Origin of the sequence: Halorubrum sp. Atlit-8R, assembly GCF_003666025.1 — an archaeon.
Lineage (GTDB): Archaea > Halobacteriota > Halobacteria > Halobacteriales > Haloferacaceae > Halorubrum > Halorubrum salinarum.
This window is the reverse complement of the sequence record NZ_QPLV01000002.1, coordinates 76,241-99,318: the sequence shown is the minus strand read 5'-3', so window position 1 is coordinate 99,318 and position 23,078 is coordinate 76,241. Positions and strand designations below refer to the sequence as shown.

At 69.6% G+C, this 23,078-nt stretch carries 27 protein-coding genes and 1 tRNA gene; 9 read left to right on the top strand and 19 right to left on the bottom strand.

Annotated elements, in window-relative coordinates; translation table 11 throughout:
• Window positions 1-59 precede the first annotated feature (59 nt).
• The 8 genes from DVK05_RS06275 to DVK05_RS06240 all read right to left on the bottom strand — a co-directional run bounded on the left by DVK05_RS06275 (window position 60) and on the right by DVK05_RS06240 (window position 8,743).
• Window positions 60-893 (bottom strand): isopentenyl phosphate kinase, encoded by an 834-nt coding sequence (locus DVK05_RS06275; RefSeq protein ID WP_121562548.1) that lies wholly within the window; start codon window positions 891-893, stop codon window positions 60-62.
• Complete coding sequence (gene mvk, locus DVK05_RS06270; RefSeq protein ID WP_121562547.1) at window positions 890-1,906, bottom strand: mevalonate kinase; 1,017 nt, start codon at window positions 1,904-1,906, stop codon at window positions 890-892. Before mvk ends, DVK05_RS06275 begins: the two co-directional genes overlap by 4 nt.
• A 70-nt stretch (window positions 1,907-1,976) precedes the next feature.
• On the bottom strand, window positions 1,977-2,987 hold the full coding sequence (locus DVK05_RS06265; protein ID WP_121562546.1) for an AbrB/MazE/SpoVT family DNA-binding domain-containing protein: 1,011 nt from the start codon (window positions 2,985-2,987) through the stop codon (window positions 1,977-1,979).
• A 2-nt stretch (window positions 2,988-2,989) separates the two neighbouring features.
• Window positions 2,990-3,661: a phosphate signaling complex protein PhoU gene (gene phoU, locus DVK05_RS06260; protein ID WP_121562545.1), complete on the bottom strand. Its 672-nt coding sequence runs from the start codon at window positions 3,659-3,661 to the stop codon at window positions 2,990-2,992.
• A gap of 4 nt (window positions 3,662-3,665) precedes the next feature.
• Window positions 3,666-4,589 (bottom strand): phosphate ABC transporter ATP-binding protein PstB, encoded by a 924-nt coding sequence (pstB, locus tag DVK05_RS06255; protein ID WP_121562544.1) that lies wholly within the window; start codon window positions 4,587-4,589, stop codon window positions 3,666-3,668.
• 6 nt (window positions 4,590-4,595) lie between these two features.
• On the bottom strand, window positions 4,596-6,224 hold the full coding sequence (gene pstA / locus DVK05_RS06250; RefSeq protein ID WP_121562543.1) for a phosphate ABC transporter permease PstA: 1,629 nt from the start codon (window positions 6,222-6,224) through the stop codon (window positions 4,596-4,598).
• A complete protein-coding gene (pstC, locus tag DVK05_RS06245; protein WP_121562542.1) occupies window positions 6,224-7,354 on the bottom strand; it encodes a phosphate ABC transporter permease subunit PstC in 1,131 nt (376 codons plus the stop codon). The genes pstA and pstC overlap by 1 nt, the downstream gene beginning before the upstream one ends.
• Window positions 7,355-7,495: 141 nt before the next feature.
• Entirely contained in the window at window positions 7,496-8,743 is a 1,248-nt protein-coding gene (locus tag DVK05_RS06240; RefSeq protein WP_121562541.1) for a PstS family phosphate ABC transporter substrate-binding protein, read from the bottom strand.
• Between the two features lie 208 nt (window positions 8,744-8,951).
• Between DVK05_RS06240 and DVK05_RS06235 the strand changes: the two genes are divergently transcribed.
• The 8 genes from DVK05_RS06235 to DVK05_RS06200 all read left to right on the top strand — a co-directional run bounded on the left by DVK05_RS06235 (window position 8,952) and on the right by DVK05_RS06200 (window position 15,985).
• Window positions 8,952-9,905, top strand: a complete 954-nt coding sequence (locus DVK05_RS06235) for a halo transducer protein (protein WP_121562540.1) — start codon at window positions 8,952-8,954, stop codon at window positions 9,903-9,905.
• Between the two features lie 178 nt (window positions 9,906-10,083).
• The gene (locus tag DVK05_RS06230; RefSeq protein ID WP_233562171.1) at window positions 10,084-10,737 is read left to right on the top strand and encodes a hypothetical protein; all 654 of its coding nucleotides are present in this window, start codon (window positions 10,084-10,086) and stop codon (window positions 10,735-10,737) included.
• Between the two features lie 44 nt (window positions 10,738-10,781).
• Window positions 10,782-11,264, top strand: coding sequence for a hypothetical protein (locus DVK05_RS06225; protein WP_121562538.1), 483 nt, complete (start codon window positions 10,782-10,784; stop codon window positions 11,262-11,264).
• A 63-nt stretch (window positions 11,265-11,327) separates the two neighbouring features.
• Window positions 11,328-11,768 carry a hypothetical protein gene (locus DVK05_RS06220; protein WP_121562537.1) on the top strand — a complete coding sequence of 147 codons (441 nt, stop codon included), beginning with the start codon at window positions 11,328-11,330 and terminating at the stop codon, window positions 11,766-11,768.
• 92 nt (window positions 11,769-11,860) lie between these two features.
• Entirely contained in the window at window positions 11,861-12,550 is a 690-nt protein-coding gene (locus DVK05_RS06215; protein WP_121562536.1) for a metallophosphoesterase family protein, read from the top strand.
• Window position 12,551: 1 nt separating this feature from the next.
• Complete coding sequence (ppk1, locus tag DVK05_RS06210; protein WP_121562535.1) at window positions 12,552-14,906, top strand: polyphosphate kinase 1; 2,355 nt, start codon at window positions 12,552-12,554, stop codon at window positions 14,904-14,906.
• A 56-nt stretch (window positions 14,907-14,962) separates the two neighbouring features.
• Complete coding sequence (locus DVK05_RS06205) at window positions 14,963-15,550, top strand: mechanosensitive ion channel domain-containing protein (RefSeq protein WP_121562534.1); 588 nt, start codon at window positions 14,963-14,965, stop codon at window positions 15,548-15,550.
• An 84-nt stretch (window positions 15,551-15,634) separates the two neighbouring features.
• Entirely contained in the window at window positions 15,635-15,985 is a 351-nt protein-coding gene (locus DVK05_RS06200; RefSeq protein ID WP_121562533.1) for a DUF4870 domain-containing protein, read from the top strand.
• A gap of 115 nt (window positions 15,986-16,100) precedes the next feature.
• Here DVK05_RS06200 and DVK05_RS06195 read toward each other — a convergent pair whose 3' ends face one another.
• Complete coding sequence (locus DVK05_RS06195) at window positions 16,101-17,276, bottom strand: hypothetical protein (RefSeq protein WP_158598852.1); 1,176 nt, start codon at window positions 17,274-17,276, stop codon at window positions 16,101-16,103.
• 396 nt (window positions 17,277-17,672) lie between these two features.
• On the opposite strand from DVK05_RS06195, the gene DVK05_RS06190 reads away from it, so the two are divergent.
• Window positions 17,673-17,930 (top strand): hypothetical protein, encoded by a 258-nt coding sequence (locus tag DVK05_RS06190; RefSeq protein ID WP_121562531.1) that lies wholly within the window; start codon window positions 17,673-17,675, stop codon window positions 17,928-17,930.
• Window positions 17,931-18,049: 119 nt separating this feature from the next.
• On the opposite strand, the gene rpsB is transcribed toward DVK05_RS06190, so the two are convergent.
• The 10 genes from rpsB to DVK05_RS06140 all read right to left on the bottom strand — a co-directional run bounded on the left by rpsB (window position 18,050) and on the right by DVK05_RS06140 (window position 23,075).
• On the bottom strand, window positions 18,050-18,862 hold the full coding sequence (gene rpsB / locus DVK05_RS06185; protein WP_121562530.1) for a 30S ribosomal protein S2: 813 nt from the start codon (window positions 18,860-18,862) through the stop codon (window positions 18,050-18,052).
• Window positions 18,863-18,878: 16 nt separating this feature from the next.
• Entirely contained in the window at window positions 18,879-20,081 is a 1,203-nt protein-coding gene (eno, locus tag DVK05_RS06180) for a phosphopyruvate hydratase (protein ID WP_121562529.1), read from the bottom strand.
• Complete coding sequence (locus DVK05_RS06175) at window positions 20,081-20,257, bottom strand: DNA-directed RNA polymerase subunit K (RefSeq protein WP_006628057.1); 177 nt, start codon at window positions 20,255-20,257, stop codon at window positions 20,081-20,083. Before DVK05_RS06175 ends, eno begins: the two co-directional genes overlap by 1 nt.
• A 2-nt stretch (window positions 20,258-20,259) precedes the next feature.
• Window positions 20,260-20,454, bottom strand: coding sequence for a DNA-directed RNA polymerase subunit N (locus DVK05_RS06170; protein ID WP_006628058.1), 195 nt, complete (start codon window positions 20,452-20,454; stop codon window positions 20,260-20,262).
• 12 nt (window positions 20,455-20,466) lie between these two features.
• Entirely contained in the window at window positions 20,467-20,865 is a 399-nt protein-coding gene (locus DVK05_RS06165) for a 30S ribosomal protein S9 (protein WP_053771101.1), read from the bottom strand.
• Window positions 20,859-21,308 carry a 50S ribosomal protein L13 gene (locus DVK05_RS06160; protein WP_121562528.1) on the bottom strand — a complete coding sequence of 150 codons (450 nt, stop codon included), beginning with the start codon at window positions 21,306-21,308 and terminating at the stop codon, window positions 20,859-20,861. Before DVK05_RS06160 ends, DVK05_RS06165 begins: the two co-directional genes overlap by 7 nt.
• Window positions 21,305-21,658, bottom strand: coding sequence for a 50S ribosomal protein L18e (locus DVK05_RS06155; RefSeq protein WP_006112315.1), 354 nt, complete (start codon window positions 21,656-21,658; stop codon window positions 21,305-21,307). The genes DVK05_RS06160 and DVK05_RS06155 overlap by 4 nt, the downstream gene beginning before the upstream one ends.
• 39 nt (window positions 21,659-21,697) lie before the next feature.
• Window positions 21,698-21,782, bottom strand: a tRNA-Leu gene (locus DVK05_RS06150).
• Between the two features lie 149 nt (window positions 21,783-21,931).
• On the bottom strand, window positions 21,932-22,684 hold the full coding sequence (locus DVK05_RS06145) for a DNA-directed RNA polymerase subunit D (protein ID WP_053771104.1): 753 nt from the start codon (window positions 22,682-22,684) through the stop codon (window positions 21,932-21,934).
• A 1-nt stretch (window position 22,685) separates the two neighbouring features.
• Window positions 22,686-23,075 carry a 30S ribosomal protein S11 gene (locus tag DVK05_RS06140; protein ID WP_004046448.1) on the bottom strand — a complete coding sequence of 130 codons (390 nt, stop codon included), beginning with the start codon at window positions 23,073-23,075 and terminating at the stop codon, window positions 22,686-22,688.
• Between the last annotated feature and the right edge of the window lie 3 nt (window positions 23,076-23,078).

Genomic DNA, 23,078 nt, shown 5'->3' with positions numbered 1-23,078 from the left:
CGAATAAGGGTTCTGTACCCGGGCGCGCCGCCGTTCCCGGCGCGACCGCGGTCGACCGGTCAGTCGATCCGGGTCCCGGCGTCCTCGCCGCACAGGAACGGCGCCAGCCCCTCCGCGCCGAACACGTGCGCCGGCGCGTCGAGCGCGAGCAGCTCGCGCACCTTCGCGGCCATCCCGCCCGACACGTCGGTGGCGTCGCTCGCGCCGAGCGCGTCCGCGACCGCCTCGAACTCGTCGATCGCGTCGATCACGTCGCCGTCGCCGTCGAGGACGCCGGGCACCGTCGAGCAGACGCCGACCCGGCGCGCGCCGAGCCCCGCGGCGAGCTCGACGACCAGCTCGTCGCCCGAGACGACCGTCACCCCGTCGCCCGCCGTCGCCACGCCGTCGCCGTGGAGGACCGGGACGAACCCCTCGCCGAGGAGCGTCGCCGTCGACCCGAGCGGGAGGTCGAGGTTACCGTCCGCGCCGTCGGACCGCGCCGCGAGCGACAGCGGGTGGACCGGCACCGCGGGCACGCCCCGCTCGCGGAGCCGGTCCAACACGTGCGCGTTCAGCCGCTTCATCGCGCCGTGGACCGCCGCCACCGCGTCCGCGTCGCGCGTGCCGGCCGTCGTCGACACGCCGTGTTCGCTGGCGTGGTGGTGCCCGAAGCTCCCGCCGCCGTGGACGACGACGAGCCGGTCGACGTCGCCCGCCGCGAGCGCGTCGGCCACCGCGTCGCAGGCGGCGTCGAGCGCGTCGCCGTCGAGGGTCTCGGGCCGGTCCTTCTCGGTGATCAGGCTGCCGCCGAGCTTGAGGACGACCGGCGGCGCGCCGGCCTCGGAGTCGGCGGTGTCGTCTGTGCCGTCCGCGTCGTCCGCGCCGCCTCTCGCCGCACCGGGGCCCGTCACGGCTCCACCACCCGGACGCCCTCGGTCGCCAGCTCGGCGCGGAACGCCTCCTCGCAGCCCTGGGTGAACGAGAGCGCGGTCTCCGTCGCGTCGCTCTCGTCGAGCGCGACGATACAGCCGCCGCCGCCCGCGCCGGTGAGCTTCGCGCCGTGCGCGCCCGCGTCCCGCGCGGCCCACACCATCGCGTCGAGCGACCGTGCGGAGACCCCCAGCGCCGCGAGCAGCCCGTGGTTGAAGTCCATCAGCTCGCCCAGCGCCGCGAGCAGCTCCGGGTCGGGCTCGCTCTCGGGGTCGGCGTCGGCGAGGAGCCGCTCGCCCTCCCGGACGAGGTCGCCGACGGACTCGACGGTGTCCGCCGCGAACTCGTGTTCCGCGCGGAGCGCGCGGACGCCGGCGACCAGCTCGCCCGTGTCGCCCGCGCCGCCGTCGAAGCCGACGACGAACGGGAGGTTCGGGGCGTCGATCGGCTCGCAGTCGTCGCCCTCGACACGGACCGCGCCGCCCATCGTCGAACAGAAGGTGTCCGCCCTGGAGGCCTGCCCCTCCTGGACCTCGAACTCGGCCTGGTACGCCCGCTCGGCGAGTTCGCGGCGGTCGAGCGGCTCGCCGAGCGCGCGCGTCGCGGCGTCGATGCCGGCCACGACCACCGCCGCGGACGACCCCAGCCCCGCGCCCAGCGGGATGTCGCTCTCCACGGTGATGTCGAAGCCGGCGTCGGGGGCGTCGGCCGCGTCCCGCGCCTGCTCGACGGCGGCGTCGACGTACCCCATCGCGGCCTCGACGAGCGGCGTCGGCACGTCCACGTCTGGGCGGTCGCTCGTCCCCCCGGAGTACTCCACGGTGAACCCGTCCAAGGAGAGGTCCTCGGCCTCGACGCGCACGTGGTCGTCCGCGCGCGGCTCGGCGGTCACCGCGGCGCGTCGCTCGATGGCCGCCGGCACGGCCGGCTCGCCGTAGACGACGGCGTGTTCGCCGAAGAGGTACACCTTCCCCGGCGCCTCGCAAACGGTCATACGACGACGGTCGCTCCGCGGGCTTACAGTCGTTGCGCTTGCCGGAGCGGCGCGTTCCGCGGTCGCGCCGCTACTCCGCGTCGCGCACCGGCTCGCCGCACCGGACCGCCCGCCGGAGCCCGACCTCGGCGACGTCGCCGGCGCGCTCCGCGGTCCGCCGGAGCGCGCGCGAGGCCCAGCGCAGCTCCGCGGCGCCCGGCCCCGCCTCGTCCAACTGCCGGTCGAAGGAGTCGATCCGCTCGCGCGCCTCGCGGGCGGCGACGACCGCGTCCCGGGCGGCGGCGACGGGCTCGTCGCCGAGGGCCACGCCCACCCCGTCGACGACGACCTCGCGGACCGCTCGGCCGACCTCGCGGAACGCCTCCAGCGGCGGCCCGTCCGGCGGCTCGTCGAGCGCGGCGGCGGCGGCGCCGATCTCCGACGCGGCGTCCCCGAACCGGCGGAGCTCGCGCATCGCGGTCCACGACTCGAACAGCTCCGGCCGCGTCGCGCCGAGCGCGTCGACCTCGCTCAGGTCCGCCGCCCCCCGCGAGACGGACCGCTCGACCATCGCCGCGAGGCGCTCGACCTGGTCGTCTCGGGAGCCGACCGGCGACTCGTCGGGCGCCGCCGCGAGCGCCTCGACGGCGTCCGCGTGGATCGAGCGCGCGGTGAACGACAGCTGGCGGAGCGACTGGCTCACGGAGACCTCCTCCGAGTCCAGCATGATCCGCACCGTCGTCTCCGTCTCTGACTCCGCGGCCACGGACATCCCGATCCGACCCCGAGCCGTCCGCTCGACGGCCCGCCGCTGCGCCGGGGTGAGCGCCCCGTCGCGCTCGACCGTGACCTCCCGGAGGCCGGCGGCGTAGGCCGCTCGCAGCGCCCGCGCGATCACCTCGGGCTCGGTCGACTCGATCCGGCCGGCGGCCGGCGCGTCGGCGTCGCGGCCCTCCGGCGCCTGGACCGCCAGCACGCCGTCGATGTGGTCGTGGAGGCTCACGGTGTCGCCGGCGGTGACGCCCTGCGACTCGGCCCACTCCTTCGGCAGCGAGACGGTGTACGTTCCGTTTCCGACGGTCTGGATCTTGCGGGTTTCCATGCTCAGTAGAGTAGCTCCGGCTCGCTCTCGACCATGTACAGGGTTCGCGCCGCGATGTTCACCGCGTGGTCGCCGACCCGCTCCAGGTCTCGCACGGTCAACAGCACCCGCGACACGTCGTCCAACAGTCGCTCGGCGGCCCACCCGCCGTCGTCGGTCTCGGCGATCAGCTCGCGGGTGACGCTCTCGCTCGCCCGCTGGCAGAGCGCGTCCACCTCGTCGTCGCCGGCGGCTACGGCCCGGCACGCCGCGGGGTCCCCGCTCTCGTACGCCGCGAGGCTCCGTTCGAGGAGGTCGAGCGACGCCGCGCCGATCGCGTCGATCGCCACCTCGGGGGCGACCGTCTCCCGCGCCGCCAGCGAGTAGTTCGCGAGGTTCACCGCGAGGTCGCCGATCCGCTCTAAGTCGGTGATGATCTTGAACGAGGCCGTGACGAACCGGAGGTCGCCGGCGACCGGCTGCTGGAGCGCGAAGAGGTCGACGCAGCGGTCCTCCAACTCGAGGTACGTCTCGTTGACCTCGTCGTCGCCGGCGGCGACGGCCCGCGCCAGCGACTCGTCCCGGTTCTCGACGGCCTCCAGGCTGTCTCCGAGCCGCTCCGTCACGAGTTCGCCCATCGCGAGCACCTCCGATCGGAGACCGTCGAGCGAGTCCTGGTACCGTTCTCGGGGCACGGAATCACCCGAACTTGCCGGTGATGTAGTCCTCCACGCGCTCGCTGTGGGGGTCCTCGAACACCTGGTCGGTGTCGCCGTACTCGACCAGTTCGCCGCCCGTGAGGAACACCGCCGTCTGGTCGGAGATGCGCGCGGCCTGTTGCATGTTGTGCGTGACGATGACGACGGTGTACTCCTCCGCGAGGTCGTCGATCAGGTCCTCGATCTTCGCGGTGGCGATCGGGTCGAGCGCGGAGGCCGGCTCGTCCATCAGGATGACCTCGGGGTCGACGGAGAGGCACCGGCCGATACAGAGCCGCTGTTGCTGACCGCCGGAGAGGCCGAGCGCGTTGTCGTCGAGCCGGTCGCTCACCTCGTCCCACAGCGCCGCGTCGCGGAGACAGCGCTCGACCAGCTCGTCGCGCTCCTCGGCGTCGCTCCGGTTCAGCAGCCGCGCGAGGAGGCCCGTGTCGAGGTCGCCGTGCTTCTTCGGCCCGTAGGCGATGTTCTCGCGGATCGACTTCGGGAACGGGTTCGGGGACTGGAACACCATCCCGACCCGCTTCCGGAGCTCGACGAGGTTGACGCCGTCCTGGTATATCTCCTGTCCGTCCAGCTTCACCGACCCGTCGATCCGGGCGGAGCTGACGCGGTCGTTCATCCGGTTGAGACACCGGAGGAACGTCGACTTCCCGCAGCCGGAGGGGCCGATCAGCGCGGTGACGCTCTTCTCGGGGATCTCCATCGAGACGCCCTTCAGCGCGTGGTCGTCGCCGTAGTGGACGTGGAGGTCCTCGACGGCCATCTTCGCGTCGCCCGGGAACTCGTAGTCGGTCCACTCCGACCGCGTCTGCTCGGCGGTCTCGCCGGCGGTCGTCGTGAGTGGTTGGTCGCTCTCCGCCGCCGCGGTCGTGGTCTGGGTCTGTGGTGTCGTGTTCTCGCTCATCGGTGATCAGGTGTGCTTGAGCCGCCGCCGGAAGTAGTAGCGCGTCGCGATGCCGATCGCGTAGAAGGAGAGGACGACGACGAGCAGGACCAGCGCCGTCGCCCACCGGAACTCGTCCGCGTTGCCGACGTTGCTGCTCGCGCCGACGCCGGCTGCGATGAGGGCGTACAGCTGGTACGGGAGCGCAGACGTGGCCTCCATCAGCGCCGGGTTCGCCACGAACGGCGGCGCCGTCGTGAACTGGAAGCTACCGAGGACGTCGGCGGTCTGCGAGCCCGGGAGGAACGTCCCGCCGGCCATCGTCAACAGGATCGGCGCCGTCTCGCCGGCGATGCGGCCGACGCCGAGGATGACGCCGGTGACGACGCCCGGGAGCGCCGCTGGGAGGACGACGCTGCGGATCGTCTGCCACTTCGACACGCCGAGGGCGGCGCTCGCGTCGCGGTACTCGTCGGGGACCGAGAGCATCGCCTCGCGGGAGGTGATGACGACGAGCGGGAGCAGCATGAACCCGAGCGTGATCATCCCCGAGAGCAGCGACTTCCCGTTGCCGAACCGCGGGACGAGGAACGCGAACCCGAACAGGCCGAAGACGATGCTCGGGGTGCTCCACAGCCCGTTGGTGGCGATCTCGACGACCTGCGTGAACCGGCCGCGGTCGGCGTACTCGGTGAGGAAGACGGCCGCGCCGACGCCGAGCGGGACGGCGAGCACGACGGCCCCGCCGACGAGCCACAGCGTGCCGACGATGGCCGGCAACACGCCCTGGAAGTCGTTGAACAGCGCGACGCCGTTCATCACGAACGGGACCGACGCCGGGAGGGTGACCGACGCCCCGAGGATCGTCGTCTCCGGTCCGGTCCCGAAGCCGAACTCGGCGCCGTTCAGCAGGCCGGGGAGCCCCTGAACGACCACGAAGGCGACGAGGATGAAGAGGAAGGCGACGATGGAGAGCGCGTTCAGGTAGACGAGCACGTACGCGCCCATGTGTCGCCCGCGAGCGCCGAAGCCGCCGTACGCCTTCGCCGACGCCCACCCGCCGTACAGGGCGGCGAACAGCGTCGAGGCGGGGATGAGGAACTCGGCGGTGATCGCGGCGCGCTGTTCCCACGCGAGCTCCCACACCCACTCCGGACCGATGACGCCGGTCAGGAACACGAGCCCGGTCAGCGCGAGGAGGCTCCCGAGCGGGAGCGTCGACCCGAGGTCCTCCCGCGGGAGGACGGTGAGCGCGAACGCGACGCCGCCGGCGGCGATCCCGGCGACTGCGCCGCCGGCGGTGCCGAGGCCGAGCGTCTGACTCGCGACGCCCCCGCCGACGGCGACCCACGGGACGGCGGCGCCGAAGCCGGCGACGAGCCCGGCGCTCGGGTCGGGATCGGTCTCAACGTAGCCGAGCCGCGAGCCGGCGCCGAAAGCGACCACCGCGACGCCCAGGGCGGTCAGGAGGCCGCCGAGCAGCGTCACGGTCCGGACGCCGAACAGCGAGCCGGTGAGGCTGACGCGCTCGAACAGCGCCGCGACCGCGAGGGCGAACAGGACCGCCGAGAGGCCGACCGCCACCCCGGCGACCGCGTCCGTCTCGGTGGTCTCGGACTCGACGAGCTTCGCGTCGGTCTCGTTGGCACCGGCCATCAGACCTCACCCCCGAGCCGCTTGTGCATCCGCCACTCGATGTACTGCGCGCCGATCGAGATGACGAGGACGGTGACGAACAGGATGACGCCGGCGACGAACAGGGCGTCCATCTGGAGCCCGTCCGCCTCCCCGTAGTTCCGCGCGATGATCGAGGTCAGCGTCTCCTGCCCGTAGAAGACGTTGACGAGCGGGTCAGTGAGCCGCGGCACGCCGCGGAGCATCACCGTGGCGGCCATCGTCTCGCCGATGGCGCGGCCGACGCCGAGCAGGACCGCGGCCGACACGCCGGAGAACGCCGCCGGGAGCGTGATCGAGGTCATCGTCTGCCAGTCGGTCGTGCCCATCGCCAGCGAGCCGCTCTTCATCGACTCGGGGACGCTGCTCAGCGCGTCCTCCGCCACGGAGACGACCGTCGGCAGCGCCATCAGGCCGACGACGATTCCGACGAACAGGTACGACCCCTGCCCGGTGGTCTGGAACTGGTCCGAGGCCCACGGGCCGAGCACGGTGAACCCGATGAACCCGTAGACGATCGAGGGGACCCCGGCGAGGATCTCGACGCCGGGCTTGACGACCTCGCGGACGGTCGGCGGGGCGATCTCGGAGAGGAACAGCGCCGCCGAGACCCCGAGCGGCGCGGCGACGGCCGACGCGATGAGCGTCACCATCACCGTCCCGTGGATCATCGGGACCATCGAGTACCGGATCGGCGGCGAGACGGCGTCCCAGTTCGGCTGGATGAACATCCGGATCCCGGGGACGGTGACGCCGAACACCGTCGCACTCTCGTACCGGATCACCGGGATCGACTCCCGGAAGATGAACACGATGATCAGGCCGAGGACGAGGATCGTCGAGGCCGTCATCATCAGCGCGACGGTGTACGCCGTCTCCTCCTGATAGCGGAACCAGCCGATCCCCGCGGCGCCGAGGAAGACGACGAAGGGCACGATCGTCAGGTCGGAGACGGCGAGGAACCCGACGAGCGTGGCGAAAAGCGACAGCGTCATCGTCGCGACGATCGCCAGCGCCGGGGGTTCGGTGTCGTCGACGAACTCGCTGAGCCGTCGCAGCTGCTCGCCGAGCGCCCGACTCGCGCGCCCGCGGAGTCGGCCTACCGACGACATGGGTCTGTTAGCGGTGTCATCTGTGCGTGGCGTCTCTCGCAGAAGTGGAATCCATTGTGAACGTGTGTTTCAGGGTGTAACGGCGGGGTCAGCCGGTGAACCGGCGACCCGTGGCGCGATCGAGGACCGGACTCCGGTCCGTTACGGCGAGATGAGGTCCTCGGTGGCGACCGCCGAGACCTTCTCTTTCATCGCTTCGAGGTCGCTGGTCGGGAGCGGGATGTAGTTGTTCCCCTCGACGAAGACGCTCTGCCCGAACTCGTTGAGGAACATGTTGACGAACGCCGCCTCGCGCGGGTCGTACCCGCCGCCGTCGGGGTTGTCCTCCTCGATGAGCGTGTACATGTGGAGGTCGCGGTTGAGCGGGTACTCGCTGTCGAAGATCGTGTTCTCCGCGTCCCGGCTGGTCTCGTACAGCGTGCCGTCGAACTCGATCGCGATGGGCGTCACTTCCGGTCCCGTGAACGCGAGCGCCATGTACGCGATGGCGCCCTCGTTCTGGGCGACGGCCTGCGCGACCTGCTGGTTCTGCCCGAAGCGCGTGTCGACGCCGGACATCGAGGCGTCGGCCTCACCGAGCATGTTCAGGCGGAACGAGGTGTCCGTCCCGGAGCCCTCGGCGCGGCCGATGACGTAGATCTCCTGGTCGTAGTCGACGCCGTCGATCTCGCTCCAGTTGGTGATCTCGTCCTGGTAGATCGCGCGGATCTCCTCGCCCGTCAGCTGACTGACGCCGGCGTCGGCGACGTCGGAGCTGATAACGACCGGCTGTCCGTCGCGCCCGACGACGTTGTCGACGACCGTGCTCTGGGCCTGCTCCTCGCTCCAGTCGAGCTCGGCCGTGATCGGACCCGAGGAGTTACCGATGTCGACGAGCCCCTCGGTGACGGCCTCGCAGCCGGTGCCCGAGTGGCTCAGGCCGACGGTCGTCGGGAACGGCGGCGAGGAGCGCTGCTCGCTCGGCTCGAAGCCGAACTTCGACGCGAAGTAGTCGGCGATGAGCATGTCGTCCGCGCCGTCGGCCGAGAGCTGGTTCCAGCCCGGGACCGACCCCTCGTCGTTCGACCCCCAGTACTCGCCGTCGCTCGGCGGCGCGTTGGAGTTCCAGTAGGAGCTCCCCGTGTTCGAGATGGGGTACACCGTCGAGGACCCCTCGGCGTTGAGCAGCGCCGTGTTGGGACCGGAGCCGTCGTCGCCGCCGGAGCCGCCGTCGCTTCCGTCGCTTCCGTCGCTTCCGTCGCCGCTGGAACCGCCCGAACCGCCCGAACCGCCGTCACCGCCGTCGCTGCTGCCCCCGCAGCCCGCCAATCCGGCGGACCCGAGCGCCCCGGACGTGATGAGAACTTTCCGCCGCGACACGCCTCCGTCAACCCAGTTCCGGTCTGACATCGAGTGGAGACAGGCAGTAGTGTATTAAACTGGTTTATATTTCTGATATGTCCGCACTCGTATCCGGTGGGAGCACGCAATAGTACCAGTATCGATCATAACAGCGTACATAGACTATATAGAAGAACATACCGCTCTGACGGCCTCTATCGGATTATTTTCAGTTCTGACGGAAGGTATAACACCGGCGTGTCGAGTACGGACGCACATGATCGACCCCGCGGCGAGAGACGTTTCAGTAGACAGACTTGTCGAAGTCGTTACCGAGCGGACCGGCGAGGACCGGGACTCGGTCCGTCGGTCGCTCGACCCCGTCACCGACGACGGGACCGTGACGGCCGCGGCGTTCGAGTCGACCGTCACCGACGTGTCGCAGATCCTCGCCACCGCCGAGACCCGCGTCGACCTCGCGACGCGCGCCCACGAGGACGCGACCGCGGCCGCCGCCGACGCGCCCGACCTCGACGTCGTCGAGGTCCGCAGGCGGGCGTTCGGGGCGCGGCTCGACGACCTCCGGGCGGAGGTCGAGGCGCTCGGCGACGACCTCGCGGCGGCCAGGGCGGACCCCGAGTCGCCGATGGACGTGTACCGCGCCGCGGTCGACCTCCACGAGGTGACGACCGGCGCGCAGGACGTGGTCCGGGTCGCCCACGACCTCGAAACCGAACTCGAGGCGTTCGAGGCGTGGCTCTCTTCGGCGAACCGCCGCCACGACGGGCTCGTCGACGAGATCGAGGCTGCCGAGGAGTCCGCCGAGTCCCTCGCGGAGACCGTCGACGGGCTCCGGGCCGCCGAGGCGCCCGACCCGGAGCGACGGTTCGACGCGAGCGTTCAGGCGCGCGTCCTCGACCTCGTCGTCGCCGACCTCCGCGCCGAGGCCGAGGACCTCCGCGCGTGGGCCGAACGCGACGGCGTCGCCTTCCCCGACGGCGTCGACGCGCGACTCGACGACCTCGCGGCCGAGGTGACCGCGAGCGCCGAGGCGCTCGCCGACGGCACGGACTGGGACGACCGGTTCGCCGAGCGGCTCGACGCGCTCGACACGGAGCTCGCGGCGGTCGAGCCGCCCGTCGCGTGGGCGCGGGTGGACGAGACGGTCGCGGAGGCTCGGTCTGCGCTGTCAGGCGACGGCGGAGCGCCCGCCGATCGGGCTCGCCAGTAGTTTGGCCACCGCGATGCCGCGAGGAATCGACGCGCCGAAGCGGGCTCGCGCCGCGGCCGCGGTCGCCCTTCTCCTCCTGCTCGCCGGCTGCGGCGGGGTCGCTCCGGGCGGACCGGCACCGCCCGATGCCTCGTCGCCGGAGTCGGCGCCGACCGATTCCCGACCGTCCGACTCCGAGGTGAACGAGACCGCAGACGAGCGGCTCGCAGACGTCTCGTTTCCGGCGGGGTTCTCCCGGACGGGGATCGACATCGCGACGGCGCGCGAGCGGTCCGTGACCTTCCTCCGAACGGAGCCGGTGACGGGAATCGCGGTCGAGCGCTTCCGCGCCGGGGCGTACGCCGACTACGAGTACGACGCGACCTCGGAGCGGACCCGGTTCCGACTCGACGTTCACAACGGGTACGTCGACGTCACGCGCAGCGAGGTGTACGTCGACGGGGGCGTCCGGTACAGCCGGAGCGCCCGGAACAGGGACGTCTCCTTCGAGGCGTCCAACGGGTCGCTGGCGGAGACGCGGTACCGCGCGGCCGACTCGATGTGGGCGGTCGCCTCCCGGGTCCTGACGGTCGCGGACTTCCGCGCGGTTCGGACCGTCGACGAGGACGGCGAGCGGTTGATCCGCTATGCGCCGACGGGCGTCGCGGTCCGAAACGCGACCGACATCCGGGGCTACCTGACCGTCGACCGGAACGGCGTCGTCCGAGAGGCCGCCCTCGCGTACGACCGGGCGGGCGAGTCCAAGCGGTTCGAGTACGTGGTCGCTCCCCGCTCCGCCGACAGCGAGGTCACGCCGCCCGCGTGGCTCCCCGCGGCGCGAGCAGACGCCTAGGCGGCGGGAAAGCGTTGATAACTCCGCAACGAGACCGAGGAACCGTGCCCCGCCGCACCCTCGCCCTCTGTTGTGTCCTCTTGATCGCGACCGCCGGCTGTACCGCGCCCGGTGGCTCCTCGGCCGACGTGACGGTCGAGAACGCCGAGTCAACGTCGTATCGGATGACCGCCTACCTGATCGACGGCCCGGTCGCAGCCGGTGAGCTCACCGTCCGCGCGACGAACGACGCCGGGATGTGGGAGACGATCGAACTCGTCCGGCTGGACGCCGCGGGACCGTACTACAACCTGTCGCTCGGTGCGGCGCGGAACGCCACGGTGCGCCGGCTGTCCGTTCCAGCCGGGGAGACGGCCACGGCGTCGTTCGGCGCTTGGGAGCCCGGAACGGCCGTTCTGTACGTGTTTGAGGCGCCCGACGGGCGAGTGGTACGGACCGAGTTCGCCGACTGTCCGAGGAACTCGCTGAGCCACTCCTTCGTGTTTTCGGACGGCCCGGAGAACGGGTACCGATCGACCTGTTCGTGACCGAGCCGCCGCGACGGAGCGCGAGCGACCGGTTTAAGTGGATTTGTGGACCAGTCGAGACCGATGCCCTCCACGACTCGCCGCGCGTTCGCCGCTGGACTGTCGACCGCCGTCGCCGCCGTCGCCGGGTGCGGTAGCTCCGGATCCGCCCCCGTCTCTGCCCACTGGGTGAGCGTCTACCTCGGTGAGCGCGAGGAGACCCACGACGTGACCGTCGCGGTCCTCGACGGGAGCGGCGCGACGCTGTTCGAGGAGACGTACCGGATCTCGGACGGCAACGAGGCGGACGAGGACGCGACGTTCTCCGGATCGTCCGCGCCCGAGACCGTCGTCGTGACCATCGACGGAACCCGCTTCGAGCGGGACTGGCCGGGATTCGAGCGGGCGGAACTCCCCTGTGAGGAGCCGAACCGAAGCGGCGTCGAGCTCTGGGTCGAGAACGACCGGGACGGCGATCCGACGGTCCGGATGGAGGCGGGCTGTCAACACGTCGCGTCCGGGTGACGGCTCACCGAAACGAGCGAGCCGGAGAGTTATATATCGGTATGTACCGCTCTTAGCGGCGTTTATTAGTCGAATCTCCCTACCCGGACGCAATGGGTCGCTTTCACCCGGACGTCGAACCGCACCATCTCGACATCGATCTCGACGAGTACGAGGACGCGTACGTCGTCGGGGACGTACACGGCTGTCCCGAACCGCTCGACCGGCTGCTGTCGACGCTCGGCGTCACCGACGACGACCTCGTGGTGTTCGTCGGCGACTTGGTCCGCAAGGGGCCGGACAGCGCGGCGGTCGTCGAGCGCGTGCGGCGCGCGGACAACATGTTCACGGTCCGGGGTAACAACGAGGAGAAGCTGCTTCGGGGCGAAAAGTCCTTGGAGCGGTTGTCCGACGACGACCTCGCGTGGATCGAGTCGCTGCCGGTCGCGATAACGGTCGGCGAGAATCTGATCGTCCACGGCGGGGTCGACCCGCGGAAACCGCTCGCGGAACACACCATCGACGACCTCCAGAACACCCGTTCGCTGGTGCCGGGCGGCAGCTACGACCCGCCGTACTGGTACGAGGAGTACGCCGGGCCGCCGCGGGTGTTCTTCGGCCACACAGTGCTCGACGACCCGGTCGTCACCGAGTGGGCGGTCGGACTCGACACCGGCTGCGTCTACGGCGGTTCGCTCACCGCGTACGACCTCCGCGAGGGCACGGTCACCGCGGTCCCGGCGCTCCGCGGCGGCGTCGAACGGAGCGACGCCAAGATCGTCGACGTGGCCGAGCTGGGCTGAGATGACCGACTCCGACCGCGGGGCCGGCGGAGACGACGCCGAGGGAGAGGGAGGAGACGACGAGGCCGCAAAGGAATCGGTTGAAGGCGAGGCGGCGGACGGCGACGCCGTCGTCCTCTCGCCGGAGACGTGGCAGCGTGCCGCGCCGCCCCGCACCCCGCCGATCGCGACCGACCCGCCGCCGACGGGCGAGGCGTTCGACGACGAGCGGTGGTACCTCAACCGCGAGCTTTCCGAGATCGGCTTCCAGTGGCGCGTGCTCCACGAGGCGACGGACGACCGGCAGCCACCGCTTGAACGGCTCCGGTTCCTCTCGATCCTGACGCGGAACCTCGACGAGTTCTTCATGAAGCGGATCGGCGGGCTCAAACAGCAGATCGACGCCGGGACGACGGAGCCGACCGTGGACGGTGCGACCCCGCGCGAGCAGTGGTCGGACGCGCTCTCGATGGCCGCGGACCTGTTCGAGACGCAGTCGCGCTGTTACCACGAGGCGGTGAAGCCCGCCCTCCGAGAGGCCGGCGTGGAGGTGCTCGATTACGACGACCTCCGGCCCGAAGAGGTCGATCACCTCCGAGAGCGGTTCGAGTCCTCCGTGCTCCCGACGCTCACCCCGCTGACCTTCGACCCCGCCCACCCGTTCCCGTTCCTCTCGAACCTCTCGCTGTCGCTCGCGGTTCGGACCCGCAAGCCCGACGGTACGGTCCGATTCTCGCGGATCAAGGTCCCGGAGAACCTCCCACGGCTGGTCCCCGCCGATCCGCAGCTTCCGGAGGACGGCGAGACGCGAGTCGTGCCCGTCGAGCGCGTCATCGCCGCCAACCTCGATCTGGTGTTCCCGGACGTCGAGATCGTCGACCACTCGACGTTCCGCGTGGCCCGCAACGCTGAGGTCAGGCGCAACGAGGACGTCGCGGAGGGGCTGATAGAACGGATCGAGGACGTGCTCCGGCAGCGGCGCTTCGCGACGCTCGTCCGCATCGAGGTCGACGAGGACACCTCGCCAGCGGTCCGTGACCTCCTCGTCGAGCACTTAGACGTCGACGAACGGGAGGTGTTCGAGCGGCGTGCTCCGCTGGCGCTCTCCGACTTCGGAAGCCTCTACGAGCTCGACGCGCCCGACCTGAAGCGCCCGGCGTGGACGCCGCAACAGCACCCGCGGTTCGTCGGGCTCGACGCGAAACAGCCCGAGGAGCTGTTCGAGGAGATCCGGTCGGGCGACGCCCTCGTCCACCACCCGTACCACTCGTTTACCGACACCGTTCAGACGTTCCTCGACGCTGCCGCCCACGATCCCGACACGCTCGCGATCAAGGCGGCGATCTACCGGACGGCACCCGACTCCCGCGTGCTCGCAAGCCTCATCGACGCCGCGAAGAACGGGAAGCAGGTCGCGGTGATGGTCGAGCTCAAAGCGCGGTTCGACGAGGAGAACAACCTCCGATGGGTGAAACGCTTAGAGGAGGAGGGGATCCACGTCGCGTACGGCACCGTCGACCTCAAAACACACAGCAAGGTCGCGCTCGCGGTGCGCGAGGAGGACGACGACGTGCGGCTCTACTCGCACGTCGCGACGGGCAACTACCACTCGGAGACCGCGAAGGGGTACGTCGACCTCGGGCTGTTCACCGCCGACCACGACGTCGGCCAGGACCTCGTCCGGCTGTTCAACTCCTTCACCGGCCACTCACGAAACCGGAGCTATCGGAAGCTGCTCGTCGCTCCGGAGACGCTCCGGGAGCGGCTCTACGACCTGATCGACCGGGAGCGCGACCACGCGCTCGCTGGACGCGGCGGGCGTATCGTCGCGAAGATGAACGCCCTCGAGGACCCGGGCGTCGTCGAGCGGCTGTACGAGGCGGCGGAGGCGGGCGCCGAGATCGACCTGATCGTGCGCGGGATCTGTCGGCTCCGACCGGGAGTCGAGAGCGTCACCGGATCGGTCCGTGTCCACAGCGTCGTCGGTCGGTTTCTCGAACACTCCCGCGTCTTCCGGTTCGACAACGCCGGCGACCCGGACTACTACATCGGCTCCGCGGATTGGATGACGCGGAACTTGGACCGGCGCGTCGAGGCCGTGGCGCCCGTCGAGGACCCGTCGCTGCGCCAGACCCTCGACGAGGTACTCTCGACGATGCTCGACGACAACCGCCGCCGCTGGGAGATGCGCCCGGACGGAAGCTACGTTCAGGCGAGGCCGGGACCGGACGAACCGTCTCGGGACACCCACGAGGTCCTGATGCGACGCGCGAGCGAGCGAGCCCCCGACGAGCGGTCGGGACGCGAGAGCGAGCCCCGGCGGGATCCGAGTGTCGACCTCGACGCCGTCTTCACCTCCGACACCGACGCGAGCTGACGCGGTCGGCCGCTTCGTCCCCTACCTTTTCGGACCGACGCTCCGTTCGGTCGGTAATGACACGGATCTCGTCGCTCGCCGCCCGCTCGCTCGCGAACTTCGTCGAGGGGCTGGTCGTCGCGGTCCCCCGACTGCTCTCTGGACTGATCTTCCTCGCGCTGGCGTACGCCACGGTCAGGGTCGTCCTCGCGCTCGTCCGGCGGTCGATCGGACGGCTGTACGTCGGCGACCGCGAACTGGTCGGCGACCTGATCGTCACGCTCGTCTCCATTTTCCTCTGGTTCGGCGTCGCGCTCACGTTCCTCAAGGTGCTCGGCATGGGCGACATCGCGGCGAGTCTGGGTACCGCCGTCGGCTTCATCGCCCTGGGGGTCTCGTACGCCCTCTCCGAGATGATCGAGGACACGGTCGCGGGCGTCTACCTCCTGCGTGACCCCGACTTCAACGTCGGCTACCGCGTCGAGGCGAAGGGCGTCACCGGCACCGTCGCCGCCATCGAACTCCGGAAGACGCGGATCGACACCGACGCCGGCGACCGGATCGTGGTGGCGAACCGCGAGATAGAGCCGCGGTGGACCCACGACGTGCCGGCGGAGGCCGGAGACGGCGCGACGGGCGACGACGCCGCGTCGACGGCCGACTGACGCGGGCGGCGGTCGACGGGGTCCCGCCGAGCGGCCTGTTCTCTCCCAAAGCTTATCTCTCAGCTACGAAACCAAACTCCCGCTATGTCGACACCAGCCACTGACACCGCGGACGGTCGCGTCGACGGCGACACGACGCTGGCGGCGCTCTCTCACGCGTCGGCGCTGTTCGCCTCCTTCCTCGGGCCGATCCTGTTCCTGATCCTCGCGGACGACGACGACGAACTCGTTAAACAGAACGCGAAGAACTCGCTGAACTTCCAGATCGTCGTCTTCGCTGCCCTCATGCTCGCCGCCGTGCTGAGCTTCGTGTTCGTCGGGCTCCTGCTGTTCCCGATCATCGCAATCGTCGACCTGGTCTTGGTCCTCGTCGCGACGGTGAAAGCGAACGACGGCCAGGTCTACTCGTACCCGTTCACGCCGGACATCGTCTGAGGTCGTCGTCCGGCACGTCTTCTCGCCGGAGTCGGGGCGTTCGAGCAAGAAGCCGATTGAGAACGACCGCCTCCGATCAGGAGGCTCGTAGCGGCGGCGTATTTCCCCGACGGCGTTACGCCGCACCGATCCAGTCGTCGAACGCAGACGATCCCGTCACCCGCACGCTCGTAACCATGTTCGTGTGGCCCGCACCGCAGTACTCGCGACAGACTCCGGCGTACTCGCCGGAACCACTCAGTGTCACCACGTCGGTGAACCGCTCGATCCCTGGATAGATGTCGTACACGAGTTCGGGGTCAGAGTCCGGGACGTGTAGTCTGTGGTGAACGTCTTCGCTTTTGAGGCCGAACGCCACCGGCCGATCAACGGGGACGACGAGTTCCTCTCGGCCCGTCACACCGTACTGCGGGTAACTGAACCGGAATTCGTACTGCCTCGCCGTCACTTCGACGATCAGCAGGTCGTCCACCCCGCGCGGCCGCAGGTACGGGTTGCGTCCGTCGTGGGGCTCTCCGTCACCCGATGCGGTCACGGTCACCGTGTTCCCCTCGACCGACGCCGTGTCCGCGTCCACGTGAACGAACTCCGACTCGTCGATAGCCCCGACAACGCGGGGACCGGCCACTCCGTCGTCTCCGCCGGTATAGTGTTCTCCCCACTCTTCGGGGAGCGCGTCGACGACCGGCCGAGTCGACGCTTCCCCCTCCGGGAATCCGACGGCCAGTTTTGTTTCGACGCTCGGCCCACCGATCGAATCGCCGACGGCAACTCCCCAGGCGGCCGCTCGGGCGCCGGGCACGAACCGCGTTTCGGGCCCGAACGCGTCTCCGTTCAACGGGACGGCGACCGACCGCAGCGCGTCGGCCTCTACGGCGTCGACGACCGATTCGACCGCGGCCCGTTCGGTCGTCGTCGCGGTCGAACCCTCAGTCGACTCGCCCTCGATCACGCGGCGCACCAATTCCCGCGGCGAAAGCGAGAGCGAGTCGTCCGCCCGAGCCAGTAGCAGCCGACGACCGTCGATCGCAACGACGCCGTCGTCGACCGAGTAGAGGTCGAACGCGCCGATCTGCTCACTGCTGCCTTCGAGCCCCGAGACGGCCGATTCGAACGAGCCGTCACCGGGGGCCGTCAGCTCGACCAACGTCCCCTCCGATACTACCACCGCGTCGGCGAGCGACCCGAGGTCGATATCGAGCGACATCGGGATCGCCGCGTCCAGGCGCCTGAGATACGCCATCGACTCCTTGACTCCGCTGAGGTCGTTCAGCGAGAACGTCCGGACCACGAGCACCTCGGCGTCGTACTCGTCGATGTCGATCCGCGCGAGGCCCGTCGAGAGCCGTGAACGTGTCTCCGAAGCGGAGTCGTCGCCGCTCGCGCCCCCCTGATCGTCTACCGCGTCGATCCACTCGGTGGAACAGCCGGCGAGGGACGCCGTCACCGACACACCGACAGCGCCCAGCAGTTGCCGTCGTTTCATACAGATCTGCCCGTGGATCGCCTAACGGACCGCCGAACAAAAAGTATTAGTCAAAAACGAGTAATTTTTCAAATGTGTCATTTATACAACCGTCATGTTCGCCACGCAGTTCGGTCGGTGCCGCGACAACTGCGTGAGGCGTTACGGGACCGAACTGACGACCCCGTAACGCTTTGTCGGACGCAAGTGTCCTCCTATCCGATGACCGTCGGTGAACTGTCGCTCTCGATCGGGCTCTTGCTATTCGGCGCGTTTCTGGTGTATTTCGGATCCGTGGCAGTGTTGCGTCCGGACGGATCGTTCTCTCGCGGATACAAGACGAAAGAACAAGTCGAGAGCGCCGGCCCGATAGCGCAGGCCGTGGTCAAGGGATTAGTCCGCGTACTCGGCGTCGCGTTCATCGCGGTTGGTCTACTGACCGGTGGGCTCGGACTGTTAGGTGTCTCTGCGGTGTGGTGAGTCCGACCACCCGCGTCCGTCCCTGATATCACCTGAACGCGCCGTGCGTCGGGTCGCTTTGCCGGCGGCTGGCGGACGGTGACGGAACGAAACGGAAGTGGACTCGAAAACCGACCGCGTTAGAGTTCGTCCTCGAAGTCTTCGAGGGCGAACACGGTGTCGGCCCCGCGGCGGTCGAGCGTCTCGTTGGCGAGGAGCCAGTAGACGACCGACAGCGCGCGGCGACCCTTGTTGTTCGTCGGGATGACGAGGTCGACGTTCGACAGCTGGTTGTTGGAGTCGCACATCGCGATGACCGGGATGCCGACGGTGATGGCCTCCTTGACGGCCTGCGCGTCACCGATCGGGTCGGTGACGACGACGACGTCCGGCTCGATGTAGCCGGCGTAGTCGGGGTTCGTCAGCGTGCCCGGGATGAAGCGCCCCGTGCGGGCGCGGGCGCCGATGGCGTCCGCGAACTTCTCGGCCGGGAACCGGCCGTACTGCCGCGAGGACGTGACGAGGATCTGCTCCGGATCGTAGTTCTCGAGGAAGTCCGCGGCCGTGCGGATCCGCTCGTCGGTCAGGCTCACGTCGAGGACGTACAGCCCGTCGTCGCGGACGCGGTGGATGAACCGCTCCATGTCCTTCGTCTTCTGCTGGGTCCCGATGTGGACACCGGCGGAGAGGTAGTCCTCGACGGGGATCAGCAGGTCGACGTCGTCGTCGGGCATGACGTCGTCGTCGAACGGGGAGGCCTCCTCTTCGTCCTCCTCGGCGGCCTCGCTCTCGGCGTCGGCGGTCGCCCCAGTTTCGGCGTCAGCGGACGCCTCCTCGGCGCCCGCGTCGGCGGTCGGTTCCTCGGTCGTGTCGGCCTCCTCCTCGACCGCCGCGTCGACCGCCTCGGTCTCCGCGTCGTCGTCGAGTTCGACCGCGTCGTTGTCTTCGCTCATGCGTGGTGTGGGCCCGTCATACCGCGTCGTCCGCGATGCGGACCAGTTCGTTCAGCTTGGCGGTGCGCTCGCCGCCGACCGTGCCGGTCTTGATGTAGCCGGCGTCGGTCGCCACGGCGAGGTGTGCGATGGTGGCGTCCTCGGTCTCGCCCGAACGGTGGGAGATGACCGTCTCGTACCCGTTGCGGGCGGCGAGTTCGACGGCGTCGAACGCGTCCGACAGCGTCCCGATCTGGTTCGGTTTGATCAGGATGCTGTTGGCCGCGCCCGCGTCGATCCCGTCTTGGAGCCGCTCGACGTTGGTGACGAACAGGTCGTCGCCGCAGATCAGCGTCCGGTCGCCGACCCGGTCGGTCAGCTCCGCGAACGCCTCGTAGTCGTTCTCGTCGAGCGGGTCCTCGACGTACGCGAGGTCGTACTCGTCGACGAGGCCGGCGACGTACTCGATCTGCTCGTCGGCCGACTTCGTCTCGTCGCCGTAGACGTACGCCTCTCGGTCGTCGTCGTACAGCTCCGCGGCGGCCATGTCGAGCCCGAAGCGGATCTCGAAGCCGACCTCCTCCTCGACCCGGTCGACCGCCTCGTCGACGACCTCGAACGCGTCGGCGTCCGAGATCGGCGGCGCCCACGCGCCTTCGTCGCCCTTCGCCGCGGGCACGCCGCGCTCGTCGAGCACGTCCGCGACCGCCGCGTGGACCGCGGCGTTCGCGAAGACGGCCTCCGAGACGCTCGGCGCCCCGACAGGGGCCGCGAGGAACTCCTGGATGTGGGTCGCCTCCTTGGCGTGTTCCCCGCCGCCGACGACGTTGCCGAGCGGAACGGGGAAGTTCTCGCCGCGGAACGCGCCGCCGAGGTGCTGGTACAGCGGCGCGCCCAGCACGTCGGCGGCCGCCTTCGCCGCCGCCATCGAGATGGCGACCGCGCTGTTGGCGCCGATGGCGGAGAAGTCGTCCGTCCCGTCGGCGGCGCGCAAGGCGTTGTCGACCGCGCGCTGGTCGCCCGCGAAGACGCCTTCGAGGCGCGGCACCGCGTGCTCGCGGGCCTTCGCGATGGACTCGCTCGCGGGCAGTTCGATCGCCTCGTACTCGCCCGTCGAGGCCCCGCTGGGGGCCGCGCCGCGGCCGAAGCCGCCGGACTCGGTGAGCACGTCGGCCTCGACCGTCGGGTTCCCGCGCGAGTCGAGGACGCGGCGGAGCGAGACGCTGGTGATCCGCGTCATCAGCTCTCCCTCCGGACCGTGAACGGGAGCGCGCCCGCGTCGTACTCCTCCGCGGCGACGAGGATGGGCTCCGTCTGGTCCGTGTCGATCAGCACGGGCGCCCCGTAGGACACCTGTAGCGCTCGCGCGCCGAGGATGCGTGCCTTCTCGTATCGATTGTATCGCTGTCCTGACATGGTTACTGGTACGGCGAGACGACGTCGACCAGGTCGCGGTGGCTGACCAGCATGCGCCGGCAGCAGTGCCGGTCGACCCCGAGGTCGTCGAGCACCTCGCCGGGGTCCTCGTCGCCCTCGCGAGCCCGCTCTTTGAACTCTTCCCAGTGTTCACCCACGACGTTGCCGCACGTGAAACACCGGACCGGGATCATCATGACTGGATCACCTCAGCGGTAGGACTTCTGGTAGCGAGCGCGCGCGCCGGGTCCGCCCCACTTCTTGGGTTCGGACTGGCGCACGTCGTTGACCAGCAGGGTGCGGTCGAAGTTCATGTACGCGTCGCGCAGCTCGGCGTCGCCGAGGTGCTGGACGAGGCCGCGGGCGATCGCGGTCCGCGCCGCGTCCGCCTGCCCGCTGAAGCCGCCGCCCTCGACGTCGATGTCGATGTCGACGCCCTCGCGGAGCTCCTCGCCCGCGATGCGGAACGGCTCCAGCATCTTGAGCCGCGCCTGTTCCGGTTCGACCAGCTCGACTGGCTGGGAGTTGATACGCACGCGGCCCTCGCCCTCGCGCACGGTGGCGCGGGCGACGGCCGTCTTCTTCTTGCCTGAGGTGTTCGTTACCATGTGACGTTGGCTCCCAGAGACTCGGAGATGTCCCCGAGCGTCGTGAATTTGATGTTCGAGAGGCGGTCGAGCGAGGTGCCGTCGAGGACGACGCTCTCGACGTCCTCGTCGCGCTCGTAGGGGTTCCCGACGTACACGCGCACGTTCGAGAACGCCTCGCGGCCGTCCTCCGACTTGTACGGCAGCATGCCGCGGATGGCGCGCTTGAAGATCCGATCCGGGCGCTTGGGGTAGTACGGCCCGCTGTCCGAGCCGAGCTCCGCGCGCTTGTGGTACGTCTCCATCGTCGCCTCCTCGTTGCCGGTGATGACGGCGCGCTCGGCGTTGACGACGGCGACGGTCTCCCCGGCGAGGGCGCGCTGCGCGACCTCGGAGGAGACGCGACCGAGGATACAGTCGCGGGCGTCGACCACGACGTCCGCGTCGATCTTCGCGAGACTCATCGGATCACCCGCACGTCGCTTCCTTCGGGGTTCTGTTCGATGAACTGTTCCAGCGTCACCGCTTCGCCGGCCTGGTCGATCTTCGTCCGGGCGGTCCCGGAGAAGTCGACGGCGGCGACGGTGACGTTCGTTTCGAGCACACCGCTGCCCAGCACCTTGCCGGGGACGACGACCGTCTCGTCTTCCTGAGCGTACCGCTCGATGCGGCCCAGGTTGACCTCAGCGTGCGTGCGCCGTGGCTTCTCCAGTCGGTCGGCGACGTCCTGCCACACGTTGGCACCGGAGTCACGCGAGACCGACTTCAGATCGGCGATGAGGTTCTGTAGTTTCGGGTTCGTCTTGCTACTCATAGCTGTCCCTCCTGAACGGAGAGTTCGTGGAAAACGGAGTGCAGGGAGCAGGATTTGAACCTGCGGACCTCTACAGGACAGCGCCCTGAACGCTGCGCCGTTGGCCTGACTTGGCTATCCCTGCGTGCACTCCACCGTATTCCGGCTCCCTTCAAACCACTTTCGGTCCCGCCGTCCGCCGCGTCGGCCGCGGGCGCTCCGGCGGTCGGAGCGGCGCCGCGGCTGTCGGCGGGGGCGACGGTCAGGGTGTTGGTTCGAAGGGCCGTCATTTCCTTAGACTGCGACTTTCGTCTGTAGTTCGTCCGCGCGCTCCTCGATGGAGTCGATGGCGCGGAGCAGCAGTTCCTCGACGTCGAACGAGCCGTCCGTCTCGATGTGGAAGACGAACGCGCCCGGCACGTCCTCGACCGCGACCTCCTTCCCGGGGAACCGTTCCGAGAGGTCGTTGTCGAACTCGTCCGTGAGCTCGATGTCGCCCTCGGGCGTCTCGATGACGCCGCGGAGGATGTTCGGCTCGTCGTCGTCGAACTCGCCCCGGTCGCCCTCGACCGTGACGCGCTGGAGGTGGCGGTAGCCGACGGAGACGCCGCCCTGGTGTTTGGCGTGCTCCTTGCCGGTGTCGAGGACCGCGTCGGCCTCGAACTCCAACCGCTGTCCCTCCTTCAGCTCGATGATCGGGACGTTCTCGTCGGCGACCTCGACGAGCGGATCGCTGCTCTCGATGTCGCCGGAGTACGCCGTCGCCGGGCCTTCGACGTCGAGCGCGAGGGTGACCTCGTCGCCGAGTTCGAAGTCGTCGAGCGGCGTCGTCAGGGGCACGAGCCCCAGACGCAGGCCGATCATCTCGTCGAACATGACCGAGGAGTTCTCGACGAACCGAACGGTGTCGATCGAGAACGTCGGGACGTCGGCGATCATCGCGCGGCGGATGCCGTTGGCGAACGCCGGCGTGAGCCCGCGGATCAGCACCCGCGCGCTGCGTTCGTCCCGTTCGACGTACTGGACGTCGAATTCGTCTTCGGTCATGTCAGACTCGCTTGTTCTTCGGCGCCTTCGTCCCGTCGTGCGGGATCGGCGTGACGTCCTCGATGCGACCGATCTCGACGCCCGCACGCGAGAGCGCGCGGATCGTCGCCTGCGCACCGGGACCGGTGGACTTGTTTAGGTTGCCGCCGGGGCCGCGCACGCGAACGTGCACGCCCTCCAGACCGGCGTCCTTGACACGCTCGGCGACGACCTCCGCCATCTGCATGGCGGCGTACGGCGACGCCTCGTCGCGGTTCTGCTTCACCACGGTGCCGCCGGACGACTTGGCGATCGTCTCGGCGCCCGTCTCGTCGGTGACCGTGATGAGCGTGTTGTTGAACGACGCGTACACGTGGGCGATGCCCCACTTTCCGTCCTCGGATTCACTCATGGT